The organism is Tabrizicola sp. (assembly GCF_036781545.1).
Lineage (GTDB): Bacteria > Pseudomonadota > Alphaproteobacteria > Rhodobacterales > Rhodobacteraceae > Tabrizicola.
This window is the reverse complement of the sequence record NZ_DAIQAT010000024.1, coordinates 1-16,303: the sequence shown is the minus strand read 5'-3', so window position 1 is coordinate 16,303 and position 16,303 is coordinate 1. Positions and strand designations below refer to the sequence as shown.

The 16,303-nt window shown below is 67.4% G+C and carries 18 protein-coding genes and 1 pseudogene; 7 read left to right on the top strand and 12 right to left on the bottom strand.

Going from position 1 to position 16,303, the window contains the following annotated elements:
- Nucleotides 1–145 precede the first annotated feature (145 nt).
- Together V7Q39_RS06545 and V7Q39_RS06540 are read right to left on the bottom strand one after the other, a co-directional pair.
- Complete coding sequence (locus V7Q39_RS06545; protein ID WP_333815753.1) at nucleotides 146–913, bottom strand: transporter substrate-binding domain-containing protein; 768 nt, start codon at nucleotides 911–913, stop codon at nucleotides 146–148.
- A 33-nt stretch (nucleotides 914–946) separates the two neighbouring features.
- The gene (locus V7Q39_RS06540; RefSeq protein WP_333815752.1) at nucleotides 947–1,714 is read right to left on the bottom strand and encodes an ABC transporter ATP-binding protein; all 768 of its coding nucleotides are present in this window, start codon (nucleotides 1,712–1,714) and stop codon (nucleotides 947–949) included.
- 125 nt (nucleotides 1,715–1,839) lie between these two features.
- On the opposite strand from V7Q39_RS06540, the gene surE reads away from it, so the two are divergent.
- From surE to V7Q39_RS06525, 3 genes are all read left to right on the top strand, one after another.
- On the top strand, nucleotides 1,840–2,625 hold the full coding sequence (gene surE, locus V7Q39_RS06535; RefSeq protein WP_333815751.1) for a 5'/3'-nucleotidase SurE: 786 nt from the start codon (nucleotides 1,840–1,842) through the stop codon (nucleotides 2,623–2,625).
- A complete protein-coding gene (locus tag V7Q39_RS06530; RefSeq protein WP_333815750.1) occupies nucleotides 2,622–3,293 on the top strand; it encodes a protein-L-isoaspartate(D-aspartate) O-methyltransferase in 672 nt (223 codons plus the stop codon). Before surE ends, V7Q39_RS06530 begins: the two co-directional genes overlap by 4 nt.
- A 129-nt stretch (nucleotides 3,294–3,422) precedes the next feature.
- Nucleotides 3,423–4,520, top strand: a complete 1,098-nt coding sequence (locus V7Q39_RS06525; protein ID WP_333815749.1) for a peptidoglycan DD-metalloendopeptidase family protein — start codon at nucleotides 3,423–3,425, stop codon at nucleotides 4,518–4,520.
- A gap of 46 nt (nucleotides 4,521–4,566) precedes the next feature.
- Here V7Q39_RS06525 and V7Q39_RS06520 read toward each other — a convergent pair whose 3' ends face one another.
- From V7Q39_RS06520 to V7Q39_RS06490, 7 genes are read right to left on the bottom strand one after another with little or no spacing between them, the layout of a single operon-like run.
- Nucleotides 4,567–4,854 carry a type II toxin-antitoxin system RelE/ParE family toxin gene (locus V7Q39_RS06520; RefSeq protein ID WP_333815748.1) on the bottom strand — a complete coding sequence of 96 codons (288 nt, stop codon included), beginning with the start codon at nucleotides 4,852–4,854 and terminating at the stop codon, nucleotides 4,567–4,569.
- Nucleotides 4,851–5,048, bottom strand: coding sequence for a hypothetical protein (locus V7Q39_RS06515; RefSeq protein WP_333815747.1), 198 nt, complete (start codon nucleotides 5,046–5,048; stop codon nucleotides 4,851–4,853). Before V7Q39_RS06515 ends, V7Q39_RS06520 begins: the two co-directional genes overlap by 4 nt.
- A gap of 32 nt (nucleotides 5,049–5,080) precedes the next feature.
- On the bottom strand, nucleotides 5,081–6,355 hold the full coding sequence (locus V7Q39_RS06510; protein WP_333815746.1) for a hemolysin family protein: 1,275 nt from the start codon (nucleotides 6,353–6,355) through the stop codon (nucleotides 5,081–5,083).
- Nucleotides 6,356–6,407: 52 nt separating this feature from the next.
- Nucleotides 6,408–7,247, bottom strand: a complete 840-nt coding sequence (locus tag V7Q39_RS06505; RefSeq protein WP_333815745.1) for an ATP-binding protein — start codon at nucleotides 7,245–7,247, stop codon at nucleotides 6,408–6,410.
- The gene (gene tatC, locus V7Q39_RS06500; protein ID WP_333815744.1) at nucleotides 7,244–8,149 is read right to left on the bottom strand and encodes a twin-arginine translocase subunit TatC; all 906 of its coding nucleotides are present in this window, start codon (nucleotides 8,147–8,149) and stop codon (nucleotides 7,244–7,246) included. Before tatC ends, V7Q39_RS06505 begins: the two co-directional genes overlap by 4 nt.
- A complete protein-coding gene (gene tatB, locus V7Q39_RS06495) occupies nucleotides 8,146–8,703 on the bottom strand; it encodes a Sec-independent protein translocase protein TatB (RefSeq protein WP_333815743.1) in 558 nt (185 codons plus the stop codon). The genes tatC and tatB overlap by 4 nt, the downstream gene beginning before the upstream one ends.
- 33 nt (nucleotides 8,704–8,736) lie before the next feature.
- Nucleotides 8,737–8,940: a twin-arginine translocase TatA/TatE family subunit gene (locus tag V7Q39_RS06490; RefSeq protein ID WP_333815742.1), complete on the bottom strand. Its 204-nt coding sequence runs from the start codon at nucleotides 8,938–8,940 to the stop codon at nucleotides 8,737–8,739.
- 169 nt (nucleotides 8,941–9,109) lie between these two features.
- Here V7Q39_RS06490 and V7Q39_RS06485 point away from each other — a divergent pair, with 169 nt between their 5' ends.
- On the top strand, nucleotides 9,110–9,463 hold the full coding sequence (locus V7Q39_RS06485; protein ID WP_333815741.1) for a helix-turn-helix transcriptional regulator: 354 nt from the start codon (nucleotides 9,110–9,112) through the stop codon (nucleotides 9,461–9,463).
- Nucleotides 9,464–9,601: 138 nt separating this feature from the next.
- Here the strand turns inward: V7Q39_RS06485 and V7Q39_RS06480 are convergent, their stop codons facing one another.
- Together V7Q39_RS06480 and V7Q39_RS06475 are read right to left on the bottom strand one after the other, a co-directional pair.
- On the bottom strand, nucleotides 9,602–10,684 hold the full coding sequence (locus tag V7Q39_RS06480; protein ID WP_333815740.1) for an ABC transporter ATP-binding protein: 1,083 nt from the start codon (nucleotides 10,682–10,684) through the stop codon (nucleotides 9,602–9,604).
- Between the two features lie 61 nt (nucleotides 10,685–10,745).
- Nucleotides 10,746–11,522, bottom strand: coding sequence for an SDR family oxidoreductase (locus V7Q39_RS06475; protein ID WP_333815739.1), 777 nt, complete (start codon nucleotides 11,520–11,522; stop codon nucleotides 10,746–10,748).
- Between the two features lie 101 nt (nucleotides 11,523–11,623).
- Between V7Q39_RS06475 and V7Q39_RS06470 the strand changes: the two genes are divergently transcribed.
- The 3 genes from V7Q39_RS06470 (at nucleotide 11,624) to V7Q39_RS06460 (ending at nucleotide 15,917) form a co-directional block, all read left to right on the top strand.
- Entirely contained in the window at nucleotides 11,624–13,219 is a 1,596-nt protein-coding gene (locus tag V7Q39_RS06470; protein ID WP_333815770.1) for a peptide chain release factor 3, read from the top strand.
- Nucleotides 13,220–13,288: 69 nt separating this feature from the next.
- The gene (locus V7Q39_RS06465; RefSeq protein ID WP_333815738.1) at nucleotides 13,289–14,122 is read left to right on the top strand and encodes a hypothetical protein; all 834 of its coding nucleotides are present in this window, start codon (nucleotides 13,289–13,291) and stop codon (nucleotides 14,120–14,122) included.
- A 163-nt stretch (nucleotides 14,123–14,285) separates the two neighbouring features.
- Nucleotides 14,286–15,917 (top strand): DEAD/DEAH box helicase, encoded by a 1,632-nt coding sequence (locus V7Q39_RS06460; protein WP_333815737.1) that lies wholly within the window; start codon nucleotides 14,286–14,288, stop codon nucleotides 15,915–15,917.
- A 108-nt stretch (nucleotides 15,918–16,025) separates the two neighbouring features.
- On the opposite strand, the pseudogene V7Q39_RS06455 reads toward V7Q39_RS06460, so the two are convergent.
- Nucleotides 16,026–16,303 (bottom strand): annotated as a pseudogene (locus V7Q39_RS06455) (ribonuclease J); the annotation flags it as partial.

The following is a 16,303-nucleotide window of genomic DNA, read 5'->3' as shown; positions in this document are numbered from 1 at the left end:
CTATGTGATAGCCGTTCCGTCCGGCGAAGGGCCAGTGCATCAGTCCCGAGACAGGCCCGACGGCCGCGCCGGGATGCTCCCCTCCCCGTCGTGGGGAGGGGTTGGGGGGCACCTGCCCGCCGGAAGGACAGGATGCCCAAGGCGCTTATTCGCCGTAGATCGACGAGGCGAAATACTTGGCGGTGATCGCGTCGTAGGTCCCGTCCTCGCGGATCTTGGCGATACCGGCGTTGAACTTGGCCTTCAGCTCTTCATCGCCCTTGCGCAGGCCCACGCCCACGCCAAGGCCCAGCACCTCCGGGTCGTCGGCGACCGCGCCCACGATCTCGCAGCAGGCGGCCCCGGCTTCCGAGGCGATGAAGGCGTCCAGCGCGATGGAATCCGCCTGGGTCGCGTCGATCCGGCCGGCGGCAAGGTCCTGGTTCGCCTCGTCCTGGGTCTGGTAGACCTTCACCTCGGCGGCGGTCGGCGCGAAATGCTTGTTCACATAGGCCTCGTGCACCGTCGCGACCTGCACGCCGATGATCTTGCCCGCCAGCCCTTCCGGCGTGGGGGTGATGCCCGACCCCTTGGCCGTCGCAACCACGGTCGGGGTGTTGTAGTACTTGTCCGAGAAGTCGATGGTCTTCAGACGCTCGTCGGTGATCGACATCGAGTTCATGATCGCGTCGATCTGGCCCGAGGTCAGCGCCGGGATGATGCCGTCCCAGGCGACCGGGGTGATCACGCAGGTCATCTCGGCCGCCGCGCAGACCGCGTTGATCATGTCGACCTCCCAGCCGACCCAGTTGCCGCTGGCGTCGGGGCTGGTGAAGGGCGGATAGGGTTCGGAGGCGATGCCCACCTTGACATCCTGCGCCGCGACGGGGGCGGCCAGCAGGATCAGGGCGGCGGCAAGGGATTTCAGCTTCATGGGGTCTCTCCTTGTTGGCTGGTTTCCGCGTCTTCAGGCGACGGATTTCAGGAATTGCTTCAGGCGGTCCGATTTCGGCGCGCCGAACAGCCGGTCCGGCGGGCCTTCTTCCTCGATCTGGCCATTGTGCAGGTAGATCACATGGCTGGCCACTTCGCGGGCGAATTTCATCTCATGGGTGACAAGGATCATCGTGCGCCCCTCCTCGGCCAGTGCGCGGATCACCTGCAGCACCTCGCCCACCAGTTCGGGGTCCAGCGCGCTGGTCGGCTCGTCGAAAAGCATGGCTTTCGGCTCCATGCACAGCGCCCGGGCGATGGCGGCGCGCTGCTGCTGGCCGCCGGACATGAAGGCCGGATAGGCGCCCTCCTTCTCGGCAAGGCCCACGCGGGCCAGAAGCTTGCGGGCGCGGGTCACCGCTTCGTCCCTGGGGCATTTCAGGACGTGGACGGGAACCTCGATCAGGTTTTCCAGCACGGTGCGGTGGGTCCAGAGGTTGAAGCTCTGGAACACCATGCCCAGCGACTGGCGGATGCGCTCGATCTGGCGGCGGTCGGCCGGGGTGCCGTCAGGCCGCATGCTGACATCCTCACCCGCGATGCTGATCCGGCCCGAGGACGGCGTCTCCAGAAAGTTGATGCAGCGCAGCATGGTGGACTTGCCCGAGCCGGAGCCGCCGATGATCGCCACCACGTCACCCTGCCGCGCGGTCAGCGAGACGCCCTTCAGCACATGATGGGTGCCGAAGCTCTTGTGCAGGTCCACAACCCGGATCGCCTCTGGCCTGCCGCTGTCCGCCATGTGCCCCCCTGCCTGCTGTCATACAACCGTGCAATTCCACGCCGCGCAAGCTTTTCCTTTCGCCATCGCGCCTTGAAGGGGAAGGGATGGTCGTCTAATCAGAAGCGGCAGAATGAGGACCCAGAATGCGCATCCTGATCACCAACGACGACGGCATCAACGCGCCCGGGCTGGAGGTTCTGACCCAGATCGCCACGGAAATCGCCGGGCCCGAGGGCGAGGTCTGGACCGTCGCCCCCGCCTTCGAGCAATCGGGTGTGGGCCATTGCATCAGCTACACCCATCCGATGATGATCGCCGAGCTTGGGCCCCGCCGCTTCGCCGCCGAGGGCTCGCCTGCCGATTGCGTGCTGGCCGCGATCTATGACGTGCTGGACGGCGCGCGGCCCGATCTGGTGCTGTCGGGGGTGAACCGGGGCAACAACGCGGCCGAAAACGTGCTGTACTCCGGCACCATCGGCGGGGCGATGGAGGCCGCGCTGCAAGGCGTGCCGGCCATCGCGCTGTCGCAGTTCTTCGGGGCCGACAATGCGCGGCTGGCCGATCCGTTCGAGAGCGCCCGCGCCCATGGCGCCGGGGTGGTGCGCGCGCTTCTGGACAAGGGGATCTGGGCCGAGGGCGACTATCGCACCTTCTATAACATCAACTTTCCGCCGATCTCGGCCGCCGACACCCGGGGCATGATGGTGGCCCCGCAGGGCTTTCGCCGCGACACGACCTTCTCGGTCGAGCCGCATACCTCGCCCGCGGGCAAGCGGTTCCTCTGGATCAAGGGCGGACACCAGCACACGCCCACCCTGCCCGGCAGCGATGCCGCGGTGAACCTCGACGGCTTCATCTCGATCACGCCGATGCGCGCCGACCTGACCGCGCATGACCTTCTGGCCGACCTCGAGGCGAGGCTCGCATGACCGAAGGTGCGGAGGACGACCCGACCTCCGACCTGCTTGCCGAACGCAAGATGCGCTTTCTCTTTGCCCTCCGCACGCGCGGCGTGACCGACACCCGCGTCCTGACCGCGATGGAGCGGATCGACCGCGGTCTCTTCGTCCGTGGCATCTTCGCCGACCGCGCCTATGAGGACATGCCCCTGCCCATCGCCTGCGGCCAGACGATCAGCCAGCCCTCGGTCGTGGGGCTGATGACCCAGGCGCTGCAGGTGAACCCGCGCGACACGGTGCTGGAGGTGGGCACGGGATCGGGCTACCAGGCCGCGATCCTGTCGCAGCTCGCCCGGCGGGTCTATACGGTCGACCGCTACCGCCGCCTGGTGCGCGAGGCGGCCGAGCTGTTCCGCCAGCTCGATCTGGTGAACATCACCGCGATCACCGCCGACGGCTCGCATGGCCTGCCCGACCAGGCGCCCTTCGACCGCATCCTGGTGACGGCGGCGGCAGAAGACCCTCCCGGCCCGCTTCTGGAGCAGTTGAAGCCCGGCGGGATCATGGTGGTCCCGGTCGGCCAGTCCGACGCGGTGCAGGCGCTGATCAAGGTCACGCGGACCCAAAGCGGTTTCGATTACGAAGAACTTCGCCCAGTGCGCTTTGTTCCACTGGTCGAAGGGATCGGGTCCGAGTAACATTCGGGCCGATAAACCGGGCCGAACCCGGGCAGGCAGATCATCAGGCGGGACGACATGGCGAGAACGGGACAAAGACTGCGGGCAACGCTGGTGCTTGGCGCAAGTGCTTTGGCGCTGGCAGGATGCATGGACACCGGCAACCTGGACTGGGACCTGCGCTCGGGACGCGGCGACACGTCCGAGGCCGCGCGGCAGGCCACGGCGGCGGCGCCCACGCCTGACGGCAACGGCATCATCTCCTATCCCGACTACCAGATGGCGACCGCGCGCCGCGGCGAAAGCGTCGCCAGCATGGCGGGCCGGCTGGGGATGAACCCCGAGGAGCTGGCGCGCACCAACGCGCTGCGCCCGACCGACCCGCTGCGCGAGGGCGAGATGCTTCTGTTGCCGAAGCGCGTCGCCGCCGCGCCGCAACCGGCGGTGATCGGTGGAACGGCCCCCTCCTCCGGCAGCGGGGTCGACATCACCTCGATCGCCACCACCGCGCTGGACGCCGCCGGGCCGACGCCCGTCGCGACCTCGCCCGTCGCCTCGAAACCGGTGTCCGGCCAGCCCCTCACCCACCGCGTCGCGCGGGGCGAGACCGCCTTCACCATCGCGCGGACCTACAACGTCTCGGCCAAGGCGCTGGCGGACTGGAACCAGCTTGGGTCCGACATGGCGGTGCGCGAAGGCCAGACGCTCATCATCCCGGTCGCCACCGCCGCCGCGCCAGTCCCCGAGCCGGTGCCGACCGCGCCGGGCGCAGGCAGCCCCACGCCCGAACCGCCCTCGGCCAAGAAGCCGCTGCCGGACGAGAAGACCGAGGCGAGCGGCACCAAGCCCAAGGGCACCCCGGCCTCGCCCGACCTGGGGGCCGAGAAGACCAAGCCCTCGAAGATGGCAATGCCCGCCTCCGGCAAGATCATCCGCGGCTATGACGCGAAGAAGAACCAGGGCATCGACATCGCCGCCGCGGCGGGCAGCCCGGTGAAAGCGGCGGATGCCGGGACAGTGACGGTGCTGTCGTCGGACACCAACGGCAAGGGCATCGTGATCATCCGCCACGCCGGGGACCTGCTGACAGTCTATGTCGGCGTCTCGGGCATGGTGGTGAAGAAGGGCGACAAGGTGAAACGGGGCCAGGAGATCGGCAAGGTCGCCCCCGGCGATCCGGCCTTCGTCCACTTCGAGGTACGCAACACCTCGAAGCAAAGCTTCGATCCGGTGGGCTATCTGCAGTAGGAGCGAATCTTCTGCGAAGATTCTGATCTTCGCAGATGGGTCGTGGTCAGAGAAAGCGCTGCGGCTTCTGGCTGGTGTGGGTTATGGTCATGATTTCCACGGCATCCGCGAGAACCCGATAGTGGATGCGATATGGCAGGCCGGAAACCACCAGCGCCCGGGTGGACCCTCCCTGCCATCTTGGTGCCATCCGGGGAAAATCAGTCAGCATTTCCGCCGCCTGGCGAATCCGCAGAACGACGCGCAACGCGGCGTTCAGGTTCCCATCCAATGCGATAAGAGCTTGAATTTCCCGCAGCCGATGGGCCGCGAGCGGTGAAATGATCAACTTCATTCCAGGCCGAGCGATCTCCACACTTCGGCGGCAGGAATACCCTTCCCCGCATCCAACTCGGCAAGCCCGGCCGCGATCTCGGCGGCCAGCCATTCGTCATAGCCGGGCTCCGGCTTCACCTCGGGTCCATCAGGCTTGAGCCAGCGGTCGATCTCGGCCTGCTTGTCGATGCGCATCACGGGTGTCTCCTGCATGGAAGTATAGGCCCTTCCGCGCCATCCGGCAATCAGCCCTTCACTTCCGCCACCAGCACCTTGTCGATGCGGCGGCCGTCGAGGTCGATCACCTCGAAGCGGTAGCCCTCGGCGGTGAAATGCGCGCCAAGCTCGGGGATATGGCCCAGCTGGTGCAGCACCAGACCCGCGACGGTGTCGTATTCCCCCGCCATCCCGCGCGGCAAGCCCAGCCAGTCGCAGAATTCGTCCACCGGCATCCAGCCCGCGACCAGATGGCTGCCGTCCTCGCGCTCGACCATGGCGGGCTCGTCCGGCTCGCTGGACGCGATCGCCCCGGTGATCGCCTCCAGCACGTCGCCGGTGGTCAGGATGCCCTCGAAATGGCCATACTCGTCGTAGACCAGGGCGAAGTGGTGTTCGGATTTCTGCAGGATTTCCAGCACATCCAGCGCTTCGGCCTGGTCGGAGACCACCGGCACCTCGCGGACCAGCGCCTTCAGGTCCAGCGTTTCCCGGCGGGAGACGACCTGGAAGGCATCCGACAGCAGCACAATCCCCATCACCTCGCCCTCGGCATTGGCGACGGGCATCCGCGGGCGGGCGACCTTGCGGATCGCTGCCACCGCCTCGGCCCCCGTCGCGTCGAACGGCAGCATCTCGACCTCGTGCCGGGGCGTCATCAGCGCGCGGGCGGCGCGGTCGGAAAGCCGCATCACCCCGGTGATCATCTCGCGCTCTTCGGTCTCCAGCACCCCTCCCTCATGCGCCTCGGCAAGAAGGACATGGACCTCCTCCTCCGTGACCCGGTTCTCGCTTTCGCCGCGCTGGCCCAGAAGCCACAGAAGCGCCTTGCCCGACCTGTCGAGGAACCAGACCAGCGGGGCGCCGATCACCGAGAGGAAGGTCATCGCCGGGGCCACGCGAATCGCCACGCCCTCGGCGTTGCGCAGCGCCATCTGCTTCGGCACCAGCTCGCCCACGATCAGGCTGACATAGGTGATCGCCACCACCACGCCCCCGACCCCGAGGGTCGAGGCCCAGTCGGCGGGCACCCCCTGCCCCAGCAACCATTGCTGCAGGCGCAACCCCAGCGTCGCCCCCGACAGCGCGCCGGAGAGCACGCCGACCGCCGTGATCCCGATCTGCACGGTCGAGAGGAACCGCCCCGGATTCTCGGCCAGCCGCAGGGCCATCCGCGCACCCCGGCTTTTCGCTTCCAGCGGTTTCAGCCGGGCCGGCCGGGCGCTGACGATGGCGAGTTCCGACATGGCGAGGACGCCATTCACGACGATCAGGGCCAGGATGACCAGGATTTCAGTGATCATGATCCATCCCGCCTAAGGCGAGTTGCCGCCCGCTGCAAGTGAAGATCACATGTCACGCCCGGATGCGCACCCCTTCGCGCGCGGCGAGGTCGCAGAAGAACTGCCAGGCCACCCGACCCGACCGGCCGCCGCGCGTCGCCTGCCACTCCACCGCCTCGGCCAGAAGCCGATCCTCCGGGACATCGACGCCGTGCGCCGCGCAATAGCCGCGAATCATCTGCAGGTAGTCGTCCTGCGAACAGGGGTGGAAGCCCAGCCACAGCCCGAACCGGTCCGAGAGGGAGACCTTCTCCTCCACCGCCTCGCCGGGGTTGATCGCGGTCGAGCGTTCGTTGTCGATCATGTCGCGCGGCATCAGGTGGCGGCGATTGCTGGTCGCGTAGAACAGTACATTCTCCGGCCGCCCCTCGATGCCCCCGTCCAGCACCGCCTTCAGGCTCTTGTAGTGCTGGTCGTCATGGGCAAAGGACAGGTCGTCGCAGAACAGCAGGAACCGGTGCGGCGCGGCGCGCAGATGCTGAAGCAGGCGCTGGACCGACGGCAGGTCCTCGCGGCTCAGCTCCACGATCTTCAGATCATGCCCCTCGGCCCTGATGGCGGCGTGGACCGCCTTCACCAGGCTGGACTTGCCCATTCCCCGCGCGCCCCAGAGCAGCGCATTGTTGGCGGGCAGTCCGGCGGCGAAATGGCGGGTGTTCTCCAGAAGCGTATCGCGCGAACGGTTCACCCCGATCAGAAGCCCGATGTCCACCCGCGCGACATGGGTAACCGGCTCGAGCCGGTCGGGCGCGGTGTGCCAGACGAAAGCCTCGGCCGCGAAGTCCGGCGCGGGACTCGGTGCCGGGGCCAGACGCTCCAGCGCCGCCGCAATCCGGTCCAGTGGGTCGGTCATGCCTGCGAACCTGCTTCCGCCTCGTCATCCTCGTCGATGTCGACCCAGGTGCCGTCGGCCCGCATCTGCGCCTCGCGCTGGCGCTCGAACCGGGCGACCAGGAAGATCGAGATTTCATACAGAGGATAGACCACCGCGAAGAGGATCAGCTGGCTCATAACATCCGGCGGCGTCACCATCGCGGCCACGGTGAGGATGCCGACCACGGCATATTTCCGCATCGCCTTCAGCCCGCGCGACGAGGCGAGGCCCGCCCGGCCCATCAGCGACAGAAGGACGGGCAGCTGGAAGCAGATGCCGAAGGCCATCACGAAGCTCATCGTCAGCGACAGATAGCTTTCCATCGAGCCCTGGAAGACGATCCCCGACGGCACGCCGCCGGTCGTCGCCGTGCCCGCCGCTCCGCTGGCCGTCGCCCCTGCGGCGGCATCGGTCGCGGTGCTGGCGAAATTTTCCTGGAAGGACAGGAAGAAGTCGAAGGCCCAGGGCAGGATCACGAAATAGGCCACCGTGCCGCCCAGCACGAACATCACCGGCGAGGCGACCAGGAAGGGCAGGAACGCCGCCTTCTCGCTGCGGTAGAGGCCAGGCGCGACGAAGCGCCAGAGCTGGTAGGCGATGATCGGGAAAGCCAGCCCGAAGCCGCCCCAGAGGCCGATCTTCATCGAGACGAAGAAGCCTTCCTGCATCTTGATCAGCACCAGCTGGCATTCCTGCCCGCGCGCGGCCAGCGTGTTGCAGAGCGGCGCCTTGAGCAGCGCAAAGACCGGTTTCCAGAAGACCCAGGCAAACAGGAAGGCCGCCGTGAAGGCCGCAATGGAATACAGGATGCGGTTCCTGAGCTCGGCAAGATGCTCGATCAGCGGGGCCGAGCTGTCGTCGATATTGTCTTCCTTCGTCATGCCTCGTCGCCCTTGGCCTTGCGCCGACGGCCCGGCGCCTTCGCGGGCTTGTCCGCGCCCGGCGCTTCACCGGCGTCCAGCGCCTTCAGCTTCGCGTTCATCTCGTCCATGATCGCCTTGCGCGCCGCCTGCTTGTCGATAAGCGCCTGCGTGGCCGGTCCGGGCGCCACGGGGTCGACGGCGGGCGCCGCGGCCTGCGGCTGCGCCGGCGGCATCGGTGCCGGGGTCAGGGGGGCGGCCGGCTTCACGGGGGTCGAAGGCCGCGCGGCATTCTTCACCGGGTCCCACTTCTCGAACTTGTCGGCGGCGGATTTCAGGCTCTGCATCCCGGTCGAGACCGGGTTCGTCACCGTCTTCAGGTCGCGGCGGACCTCGTCCACGCCGCTTTCCTTCGCCGCCTGCTCCATCGCCCGGCTGAACTCGCGGCCCATGGCGCGGATCTTCGCCATGAAACGTCCCAACTGCCGGAACATCTCAGGCATGTCCTTGGGGCCTACGACGATCAGCGCCACCACGCCGATCACCATCAGTTCCATCCAGCCGATATCGAACATCTCTTGCGCCTTCCGAAGGGTCGTGCCTCAGCCTCAGACCTTGTCCTTGGGCGTGACGTCCTTGGCTTCCTCGGCGGCCTGTTTCTCCAGCTCTTCCGAGCCTTCCTTGATGCCGCGCTTGAAGGCGGTGATGCCCTTGCCGAATTCGCCCATCATCCCGGCGATCTTGCCGCGCCCGAAGAGCACCAGCACCACGATCGCGATCAGCAGCAGCTGAATGGGGCTTCCCATATGCATGTCGTCATCTCCTTGTCTCTGGCCGGAGAGGCCGGCCGGGGGTCGTCTGACCCGTAATAGGTCGGTCAAGGCCTCGCTTCCAAGGGTCAAGCGGCTTGCGCCGGGCAGTCTACTGACAGTATTTTGTCAGTATGGTGGGCAACCGGCCCGCCCCGCGCCCGGAACTGCCATGAAACGCGACGCCCGCCTCTATGACATCGTCCAGTCCCTGCGCGACGGGCGCCTGCATACCGCCTCCGAACTGGCGGGCCGACTCGGCGTCTCGACCCGCACGATCTGGCGCGACATGGAGATGCTGGCGGCAACCGGCCTGCCTGTGACGGGCGAGCGGGGCCTGGGCTACATCCTGCGCTCGCCCCTGATGCTGCCGCCGACGATGCTCACGCCCGAAGAACTGGAGGCGCTGGTGGAAGGGCTGCGGCATGTCGGGCTTGAGGGGAACCCGCGGGCCAAGGCGGCGCGGAGCCTGCTCTACAAGGTCGCGACGCTTCTGCCGCAGTCGGGGATCGAGACCGAGGGATAGCACCGATTCGCGGCCCAGGGTTAACGCCCCGCCACCCCGACGCGCGTCCATACGGACTCCATACGCAAGCCATACGCGAAACAGATCGCAAGACTTCCGCCAAGCCGTTGATTTAACGGGGCGGCCCCGGGTGTTGCGTCAGACCCCGAACACGAAGCAGCGATCCCGCCGGATCATCAGCCACAGCACCGTGCCCGGCTTCGGCAGGAAGACCCCCGGCACCGATGCCGTCAGCTTCGCCCCCTCGAAGTCCATCGCGAAATCGACCAGGCTCTCCCGCCCCAGATAGCGGCTGCGCAGCACCGTGCCGCGCGCCGCCGTTCCGTCTTCCGGCGTCGGATTCGGGCCGCGGCCGCCCCGGTCGAAGTCGATGCGCAGATGCTGCGGGCGGATCACGATCTCGACCGCGGCGCCATCGGCATGGCCCGGCGTCAGGAAGGCGCCGAAGGGCGTCTCGGTCAGCGCGCCCTTGGAGACACCCCGGATCACATTGACATCGCTGAAGAAAGCTGCCGCCGCCTTGTCGACGGGGGCGTTGTAGACGTTATAGGGCGCCCCCTTCTGCACGATATGCCCCGCCCGCATCAGGGCGATCTCGTCAGCCATCCGCATCGCCTCGTCGGGCTCATGCGTAACCAGAAGGACGGCGGTCCCTTCCTCTTTCAGAAGCTCCAGCGTCCGGTCGCGGATGCCATCGCGCAGCCGGTTGTCGAGGCCCGAGAAAGGCTCGTCCATCAGCATGACACGCGGGCGCGGGACCAGCGCGCGCGCCAGGGCCACCCGCTGCTGCTCGCCGCCCGACAGCTCATGCGGATGCTTCCTTCCAAAGCCGGAGAGGTCAACCTTTTCAAGCAGTTCACCCACCCGCCGCGTCTTTCCTACCCGGTCGCCGCGCAGCCCGAAGCCCACATTGTCGGCCACCGTCAAATGCGGGAACAGCGCGAAATCCTGGAACATCAGCCCGACCGAGCGGCGCTCCGGCGGCACATGCACCCCCGCTCCGGCGACGGTCTCGCCGTCCAGCACCACCTCGCCCGCCTCCGCCCGCTCGACCCCCGCGATGATCCGCAGCGTGGTGGACTTGCCGCAGCCCGAGGGGCCCAGCAGGCATGTCACCTGCCCCGCCGCCACAGACAGCGACACGTCATCCACCACCCGCCGCCCGCCGAAAGCGCGGACGAGATTGCGGGTTTCAAGGCGCAGGGAAGGCGTGTCGGGCATGAAACTCAAGCGAATTGCTCAGGTTTTCCCTAGCAGCCGTGCCCCCGCCCGGCAAGGCGTCTCACATGGTCGTATTCGTCGCACCGCCGTCCAGAAGCACGTTCTGCCCGACGATGAACCCGGCGTGCTGCGAGCAGAGGAAGGCGCAGGCCGCGCCGAATTCAGACGGCGTCCCGTAGCGCCCAGCAGGGATGGTCGCGGCGCGTTCCGAGATCGCCTCCTCCATGCTGATGCCCCGCGCCTTGACCACCGCGCTGTCCAGTGCAATCGCCCGGTCGGTCGCATGAATACCGGGCAGCAAGTTGTTGATCGTGACGCCCTTCCCCGCCACCTGCCGCGCGGTCCCGGCGACGAAGCCGGTCAGCCCGGCGCGGGCAGAGTTTGACAGGCCCAGCACCGCCACCGGCGCCTTGACCGAGACGGAAGTGATGTTCACCACACGGCCCCAGCCGCGCTGCATCATCCCGGGCAGGACGGCCTGCATCAGCGCGATGGGGGTCAGCATGTTGGCGTCAAGCGCCTTGAGGAAATCCTCGCGGCCCCAATCCGACCACATCCCCGGCGGCGGGCCGCCCGAATTGGTGACAAGGATGTCGAACGGTCCATGCGCCAGCACGGCCTCACGACCGGATTCTGTCGTGATATCAGCACACACGGTGGTGACATTCACCTGAAACCTTAACCGGAGGTCATGCGCCGCCGCTTCCAGTGCCTCCGACCCCCGCGCGTTCATCACCAGATCGACGCCCGCATCCGCCAGCGCCTCGGCGCAGCCCCGGCCCAAGCCCTTCGACGAAGCGCAGACCAGCGCCCGCTTTCCCGCAATCCCCAGATCCATCTGCAATTCCTCCTGCTTTGGCGGAAGCCTAGCAGCCAAGGCCGCAAGGACAAGACGTGCATCTGTTGCGGCGCGGCCCGCCGCAGGATATGTCGCTGCCCATGTCGAACCGCGCCCCCCTTCCGCCCGAAATCGCCCGCCGCCGGACCTTTGCGATCATCTCGCACCCCGACGCCGGCAAGACCACGCTGACCGAGAAGTTCTTGCTGTTCGGCGGCGCGATCCAGATGGCGGGCCAGGTCCGCGCCAAGGGCGATGCGCGGCGCACGCGGTCGGACTTCATGAAGCTGGAACAGGAACGGGGGATTTCCGTTTCGGCCAGCGCCATGAGCTTCGACTTCCGCCACTACCGCTTCAACCTGGTCGACACGCCCGGCCACAGCGATTTCTCGGAAGACACCTATCGCACGCTGACGGCGGTCGATGCCGCGATCATGGTGATCGACGGGGCAAAGGGGGTGGAGAGCCAGACCCGGAAGCTGTTCGAGGTCTGCCGCTTGCGCGACCTGCCGATCCTGACCTTCTGCAACAAGATGGACCGCGAAAGCCGCGACACGTTCGAGATCATCGACGAGATCCAGGAGAACCTGGCCATCGACGTGACCCCGGCCAGCTGGCCCATCGGCATGGGGCGGGACTTCGTCGGCGCCTATGACCTGCTGCACGACCGGCTGGAGATCATGGACCGCGCCGACCGCAACAAGGTGGCGGAATCGATCCAGATCAGCGGCGTGGATGATCCGAAACTGGCGGAACACATCCCGGCGGAGCTGTTGAAGAAGTTCCATGAAGAGCTGGAGATGGCGCGGGAACTGCTGCCCGCCTTCGACCGGGCGGCCTTCCTCAACGGCTCGATGACGCCGATCTGGTTCGGTTCGGCGATCAACTCCTTCGGGGTGAAGGAACTGATGGACGGGATCGGCGAATTCGGGCCGGAGCCCGAGCCGCAAAAGGCCGCGGAACGGCAGATCGACCCCTCGGAACCCGCCGTCACCGGCTTCGTCTTCAAGGTGCAGGCCAACATGGACCCCAAGCACCGCGACCGGGTGGCCTTCGTCCGCCTCGCCAGCGGTCATTTCGAGCGGGGAATGAAGCTGCACCATGTCCGCTCGAAGAAGCCGATGTCGATCACCAACCCGGTCCTCTTCCTTGCCGCCGACCGTGAACTGGCCGAAGAAGCCTGGGCGGGCGACATCATCGGCATCCCGAACCACGGCCAGCTGCGCATCGGCGACGCGCTGACCGAGGGGGAAAGCTTGCGCTTCACCGGCATCCCCAGCTTCGCGCCCGAGCTTCTGCAGACGATCCGCGCCACCGATCCGCTGAAGGCCAAGCATCTGGAAAAGGCGCTGACCCAGTTCGCCGAGGAAGGGGCCGCCAAGGTGTTCAAGCCGATGATCGGCTCGGGCTATATCGTCGGTGTGGTGGGCGCGCTGCAATTCGACGTGCTGGCCAGCCGCATCGAGCAGGAATATTCCCTGCCCGTCCGCTTCGAGGGGTCGAACTTCACCTCTGCGCGCTGGATCTCCGGCGACAAGGCGGAAATCGAAAAGCTGGTGAACGTCAACAAGGGCCATATCGCGCATGACAGCGACGGGGACCTGGTGTTCCTGACCCGGCTGCAATGGGACATCGACCGCGTGGTGCGCGACTATCCCGGCCTGCGGCTGACCGCGACCAAGGAGATGATGGTCTGAGCCCGGCTTGACCCCCATCCTGGTGCAGCCTAGCGTCACTGTGGCGGAGCGGGACGGGGGCACGCGAGCATGGCCAGCAGTGAACCGCCCGATCCGCAGGGCGACCCGGCCGAGGACGGCGCGGTCGAGACCTATCCGGGCGCGCCGGAAAGCCTGACCGGGATCTGGAAGCAGCGGCGGCGGCGGCTGAAACTGGCGGCGCGCGACTGGTTCCCCCCCGCCGATCTGGACCTGCGTGCCCTGCTGGAGGCCCGCATCCCCGCGACGATCCCGCCGCTGGAAGGCCCCCAGACCCTGCATGCGAAGAAGCTGCACCAGATGCGGGTGGAACTGGCGGGCAAGCCGGAGCTTGCGGCGGTCAACGCGATCCTGATCGCCCACCTGCGCAAGCAGCGCTTCCCGGCCCATACCCCCGCCCTTTTCCGCCGTATCTGGGCCGAGGCCGGGGCAGAGTTGATGCCGGACCTGCCGGGACGCTGGCTGATCTCCTCGATCATCACCTTCGGCGACCATGGCGAGACCGAGGCGCAGCGGCGGGTGGGTCTTTCGATCAACGTGCTCTTCTCGCTGATGAAGCTTTACGAGTTCGAGCGGCTGCATTCCGGCCATGACGCCGCGACACCTTTTCCGGCCCGGCGGACGCGGAACCGGCGGCTGCCACTGGACATGCCGCATTTCAACCTGGGCGACGGGGGGCTGGACATCAACCTGCTGGCGCAGATCTGGGGCGAGGCCGAGAAGGTGCCGGTCGTCGGCCCCCCGGCCTGCCACCTGTTGCAGCGGCTGAATGCGGACCCCGGCAACCTGTTCCGGCGGATCGGGATCATGCGGGCGGGCAAGCATCTGGCGCGGATGGACCGGGTGCTGGATGCGTGGCCGCCCACCGGGGCGGACGAGGGCTGATCCCGGCGCAAGCCTGCGAACAAACCCGTTCCGGCCCCCGGCTTGACCATGGGGACGATTTCCGTTATGCGCCGCAGGCGGCCAGAGGGGCCGAGACGCCGGGGCGCCCGGAAACTTGCGTCCCATAATCCATGCGGTCCGATACCGCATCCATAGGACGCATATGACCAAGTTTACCGATCTCGCGCTGGACCCGCGCGTGCTGCAGGCCGTCACTGAAGCCGGCTACGAGACCCCCACCCCGATCCAGGCCGAAGCCATTCCCCACGCGCTGCAAGGCCGCGACGTGCTCGGGATCGCCCAGACCGGCACCGGCAAGACGGCCAGCTTCACGCTGCCGATGATCACGCTTCTGGGCCAGGGCCGCGCCCGCGCCCGGATGCCGCGCAGCCTGGTGCTGGCACCGACGCGCGAACTGGCCGCCCAGGTGGCCGAGAACTTCGACATCTACGCCAAGCACACCAAGCTGACCAAGGCGCTGCTCATCGGCGGCGTGGCCTTCGGCGAGCAGGACAAGCTGATCGACCGCGGCGTCGACGTGCTGATCGCCACGCCGGGCCGCCTGCTGGACCATTTCGAGCGCGGCAAGCTCTTGCTGACCGGCGTGCAGATCATGGTGGTGGACGAGGCCGACCGGATGCTCGACATGGGCTTCATCCCGGACATCGAGCGCATCTTCACCCTGACGCCGCCGAAGCGGCAGACGATGTTCTATTCCGCGACCATGGCGCCCGAGATCGAGCGGATCACCAAGACCTTCCTGAAGGACCCGGCCAAGATCGAGGTGGCGCGGCAGGCGACGACTTCGACCACGATCACGCAAAGCCTGATCGAGGTGAAGCCCGCCCGCAAGGACCGCAGCTTTGGCGACAAGCGCGCCATGCTGCGCGCGCTGATCCGGGCGGAAGGCGAGGCCTGCACCAACGCGATCATCTTCTGCAACCGGAAGATGGACGTGGATGTGGTGGCCAAGTCGCTGAAATCGCACGGGTTCAACGCGGCCCCGATCCATGGCGACCTGGCGCAATCCGAACGGATGAAGACGCTGGACGCCTTCCGCGACGGGACGCTGCACCTGCTGGTCGCCTCGGACGTGGCGGCGCGGGGGCTGGACATTCCGGCGGTCAGCCATGTGTTCAACTTCGACGTGCCCTCGCACCCCGAGGATTACGTTCACCGCATCGGCCGCACGGGCCGCGCGGGGCGTCTGGGCAAGGCCTTCACCATCGCGGTGCCGTCGGACGACAAGTATCTGAAAGCCATCGAAAGCCTGATCAAGGCCGAGATTCCCCGCGGCGCGCAGCCCGAAGGCTTCGAGCCCTCGACCTCCGACAGCCGCCCGGACCGGGCCCCGCGCGAAGACCGCAAGGGGCGTGAGCGGGGAGGTCGCAGCCGCGACCGCGAGCGTCCGGTGAAGGCGCATGACGAGGTGGCGGCGATGGAGCCTCTGGTCGTCGCGCCCAAGACCGAGACCGTCGAAGACGCCCCGCGCGAGGAACGCCGGGAAGAGCGTCGCGAACCGCGTGGAGATCGGGGCGACCGTCGCCGCGAGGGCCGGGGCGAGGAGCGGGGCGAGCGTCGGGATGACCGCCGCGAACCGCGGGAGGACCGTCGCGAAGAGCGCCGCGAGCCGCGCGAAGACCGCCGCGACTATCGCCGTGACCGCGATCTCGGGCCGTCGGTCATCGGCATGGGCGACCATGTGCCGGACTTCATCCTGCGCAGTTTCGCGCTGAAGCCGTCGAAAGCGGAAGAGGCCGAGGAGCCCGTCCCGGCCACCGGCACCGAGGGCTGAGGCCGCAAGACCCCACGCTCGGACCCCTCCTCGTGCGCCTTCGGCTTCTCGTCGGCCTGATGCCCGCGAGGAGCGACGAAGGAGACGACGAGCGGTCCGGTGGATGGCCTACTCTGCCACCAGGCGGCTGATCACCACCGTGACCTCGGGCTTCTTGCCGATCTCTTCCATCCCGACCTGGCGAACCACCTTGCGGATTTCCTCTTCCAGCTTGGTATCGTCGGCCATCACCTTGCGGCCGAGCCGCCCGATCACCTCGTCGAGGTCGGCCTCCATCGTCTCGCCCAAGGGGCGTTCGCCGCGACCGACGGGCGGCAGGCCCATCAACTCCACCCAGGGCTCGCCCATCGGGCTGTCGGTCTCGTCCAGGATCACCGTCACCGTCA

Coding starts and splice junctions, on each gene's coding strand:
- V7Q39_RS06545 (WP_333815753.1), bottom strand. CDS start 913: ATGAAGCTGAAATCCCTTGCCGCCGCCCTGATCCTGCTGGCCGCCCCC.
- V7Q39_RS06540 (WP_333815752.1), bottom strand. CDS start 1,714: ATGGCGGACAGCGGCAGGCCAGAGGCGATCCGGGTTGTGGACCTGCAC.
- surE (WP_333815751.1), top strand. CDS start 1,840: ATGCGCATCCTGATCACCAACGACGACGGCATCAACGCGCCCGGGCTG.
- V7Q39_RS06530 (WP_333815750.1), top strand. CDS start 2,622: ATGACCGAAGGTGCGGAGGACGACCCGACCTCCGACCTGCTTGCCGAA.
- V7Q39_RS06525 (WP_333815749.1), top strand. CDS start 3,423: ATGGACACCGGCAACCTGGACTGGGACCTGCGCTCGGGACGCGGCGAC.
- V7Q39_RS06520 (WP_333815748.1), bottom strand. CDS start 4,854: ATGAAGTTGATCATTTCACCGCTCGCGGCCCATCGGCTGCGGGAAATT.
- V7Q39_RS06515 (WP_333815747.1), bottom strand. CDS start 5,048: ATGCAGGAGACACCCGTGATGCGCATCGACAAGCAGGCCGAGATCGAC.
- V7Q39_RS06510 (WP_333815746.1), bottom strand. CDS start 6,355: ATGATCACTGAAATCCTGGTCATCCTGGCCCTGATCGTCGTGAATGGC.
- V7Q39_RS06505 (WP_333815745.1), bottom strand. CDS start 7,247: ATGACCGACCCACTGGACCGGATTGCGGCGGCGCTGGAGCGTCTGGCC.
- tatC (WP_333815744.1), bottom strand. CDS start 8,149: ATGACGAAGGAAGACAATATCGACGACAGCTCGGCCCCGCTGATCGAG.
- tatB (WP_333815743.1), bottom strand. CDS start 8,703: ATGTTCGATATCGGCTGGATGGAACTGATGGTGATCGGCGTGGTGGCG.
- V7Q39_RS06490 (WP_333815742.1), bottom strand. CDS start 8,940: ATGCATATGGGAAGCCCCATTCAGCTGCTGCTGATCGCGATCGTGGTG.
- V7Q39_RS06485 (WP_333815741.1), top strand. CDS start 9,110: ATGAAACGCGACGCCCGCCTCTATGACATCGTCCAGTCCCTGCGCGAC.
- V7Q39_RS06480 (WP_333815740.1), bottom strand. CDS start 10,684: ATGCCCGACACGCCTTCCCTGCGCCTTGAAACCCGCAATCTCGTCCGC.
- V7Q39_RS06475 (WP_333815739.1), bottom strand. CDS start 11,522: ATGGATCTGGGGATTGCGGGAAAGCGGGCGCTGGTCTGCGCTTCGTCG.
- V7Q39_RS06470 (WP_333815770.1), top strand. CDS start 11,624: ATGTCGAACCGCGCCCCCCTTCCGCCCGAAATCGCCCGCCGCCGGACC.
- V7Q39_RS06465 (WP_333815738.1), top strand. CDS start 13,289: ATGGCCAGCAGTGAACCGCCCGATCCGCAGGGCGACCCGGCCGAGGAC.
- V7Q39_RS06460 (WP_333815737.1), top strand. CDS start 14,286: ATGACCAAGTTTACCGATCTCGCGCTGGACCCGCGCGTGCTGCAGGCC.